The 2,700-nt window shown below is 69.5% G+C and carries 2 protein-coding genes; both read left to right on the top strand.

Going from position 1 to position 2,700, the window contains the following annotated elements:
• Nucleotides 1-226: 226 nt before the first annotated feature.
• Nucleotides 227-703, top strand: coding sequence for a (2Fe-2S)-binding protein (locus L995_RS07510; protein ID WP_047470666.1), 477 nt, complete (start codon nucleotides 227-229; stop codon nucleotides 701-703).
• A 29-nt stretch (nucleotides 704-732) separates the two neighbouring features.
• The coding region (locus L995_RS07505; protein WP_047470663.1) for a xanthine dehydrogenase family protein molybdopterin-binding subunit at nucleotides 733-2,700 on the top strand (1,968 nt) is incomplete at its 3' end.

The raw sequence follows: 2,700 nt of genomic DNA, 5'->3' as shown, positions 1-2,700 counted from the left end.
CGGGCTGGCAGGCGGGCACGGTCGAAGCCGGGGGCGCAGGCGCAAGCGGTGCGGGCTGCGGCTGCGGTGACGACTGTGTCATTTTGAGAATATCCGCGCCGCCCGGCCCGGGCTTGCGGGTCAACCCTAGAACGGGCGCCTGCGGGCAGGGCGACCATGGCAGACGAGGTTTCCGGCGTTCCCCCACGTTCCAGATCACCGCCGAACACAGGCAGGAGACAGCACGATGAATGTCCAGCTCACCGTCAACGGGCGCGCGCAGCGCATCGACGTTCCACCCAACACCTTGCTCGTGCATGCGCTGCGCGAGCACCTGCGCCTGACCGGCACGCATGTGGGCTGCGACACCAGCCAGTGCGGGGCCTGCACCGTCATCGTCGACGGCCACGCCGTCAAGTCCTGCGCCATGCTGGCCGTGCAGGCCGAGGGCTGCGAGGTGCGCACCATCGAAGGGCTGGCGGATATCGACGGCGGCCTGCACCCCATGCAGGCGGCCTTCAAGGAGTGCCACGGCCTGCAATGCGGCTTTTGCACGCCGGGCATGGTCATGAGCGCCGTGGACCTGTGCCAGCGCCAGCCGTGCGCGGGTGAACGCGAGATCCGCGAGGCGCTGGAGGGCAACCTGTGCCGCTGCACGGGCTACCAGAACATCGTGGCCGCCGTGAAAAAGGGCAGCCAGGCCATGGCAGGGCCTGCGGCCTGAGCGCCGCAGGTCACCACAAGGAGACAGCCATGGGTGCATCCGACTTTTCCAAGCTCCCCCACATCGGCGAGCCCGTCAAGCGCAAGGAGGACTACCGCTTCCTCACGGGCGCGGGCCAGTACACCGACGACATCGCGCTGGCCGCCCAGGCCCATGCGGTGTTCGTGCGCTCGCCGCACGCGCATGCGCGTGTGCGCTCCGTGTCCACCGACGCGGCCAAGGCCGCGCCCGGCGTCATCGGCGTGCTCACGGGCGCCGACGTGGCGGCCGACAAGATCAACGGCCTGCCCTGCGGCTGGCTGATCACCAGCACCAACGGCGAGCCCATGAAGGAGCCGCCGCATCCCATCCTGGCGCTGGACACCGTGCGCTACGTGGGCGACCAGGTCGCCATGGTCGTGGCCGAGACGCTGGAGCAGGCGCGCGACGCGGCCGAGCTGGTGGAGGTGGACTACGACCCGCTGCCCGCCGTGGTGCTGGTGGCCGACGCGGCGGCCGGCAGCGTGCCCGGCGCGGTGGTGCACGACATCGCCCCCGACAACCACTGCTACAAATGGGCCATCGGCGACAAGGCCGCCGTGGATGCCGTGTTCGCCGGTGCCGCCCACATCGCCCAGCTGGACCTGGTCAACAACCGCCTGGTTCCCAACGCCATGGAGCCGCGCGCGGCCATCGGCAGCTACAGCCGCGCCAATGACGAGTACACGCTGTACGTGGCCAACCAGAACCCGCACGTCGAGCGGCTGCTGATGACGGCCTTCGTCATGGGCCTGCCCGAGCACAAGGTGCGCGTGATCGCGCCCGACGTGGGCGGCGGCTTCGGCTCCAAGATCTTCCTGTATGCCGAGGATGTCTGCCTGACCTGGGGTGCGCGAAAGCTCAATCGCTGCATCAAGTGGACGGCCGACCGCAGCGAGTCCTTCCTCACCGACGCGCATGGCCGCGACCACGTCAGCCATGCCGAGATGGCCATGGACGCCAGCGGCAAGTTCCTGGCCATGCGCGTGCACACGGATGCCAACCTGGGCGCCTACCTGAGCACCTTCGCCAGCGCCGTGCCCACCATCCTCTATGCCACCTTGCTGGCCGGCCAGTACGCCACGCCCCAGGTCTATGTGGAAGTCGATGCCTGGTTCACCCACACCGCGCCCGTCGATGCCTACCGGGGCGCGGGCCGGCCCGAGGCCACCTACCTGCTGGAGCGCCTGGTCAGCCGCTGCGCCTGGCAGCTGAACCTGTCCCAGGCCGAGATACGGCGGCGCAACTTCGTCACCAGCTTCCCCTACCAGACGCCCGTGGCCCTGCAGTACGACGTGGGCGACTACGGCGCCTGCATGGACAAGGCCGAGGCCCTGGCCGACGTGGCCGGCTTTGCCGCGCGCCGTGCCGACAGCGAGGCGCGGGGCCTCAGGCGCGGCCTGGGCTACAGCAGCTACATCGAGGCCTGCGGCCTGGCGCCCAGCAACATCGCGGGCGCCCTGGGCGCGCGGGCCGGCCTGTTCGAATGCGGCGAGGTGCGCGTGCACCCCACGGGCAGCGTCACCGTGTTCACGGGCTCGCACAGCCATGGCCAGGGGCACGAGACCACCTTCGCCCAGGTGGTGGCCGCGCGCCTGGGGATACCCGTGGAGAACGTGGACATCGTCCACGGCGACACGGGCCGTGTGCCGTTCGGCATGGGCACCTATGGCTCGCGCTCCATCAGCGTGGGCGGCGCGGCCATCATGAAGGCGCTGGACAAGATCGAGGCCAAGGCCAAGAAGATCGCGGCCCACCTGATGGAGGCCAGCGACGCCGACATCGACTTCGCGGGCGGCGAGTTCACGGTGCGCGGCACGGACAAGAAAATCCCCTTCGCCCAGATCGCGCTCACCGCCTATGTGCCGCACAACTACCCGCTGGACAAGCTGGAGCCCGGCCTCAATGAAACCGCCTTCTACGACCCCACCAACTTCACCTTTCCCGCAGGCACCTACATCTGCGAGGTCGAGACGCGG

Source organism: Delftia sp. ZNC0008, from assembly GCF_000799035.1.
Classification (GTDB): domain Bacteria; phylum Pseudomonadota; class Gammaproteobacteria; order Burkholderiales; family Burkholderiaceae_C; genus Comamonas; species Comamonas tsuruhatensis.
Note: the sequence above shows the minus strand (reverse complement) of the source record. Positions and strands in the feature narration are given on the sequence as shown.

What these genes read in the sequence shown, in the direction of transcription:
- L995_RS07510 (WP_047470666.1), top strand. Translation starts at nt 227, where the DNA reads ATGAATGTCCAGCTCACCGTCAACGGGCGCGCGCAGCGCATCGACGTT.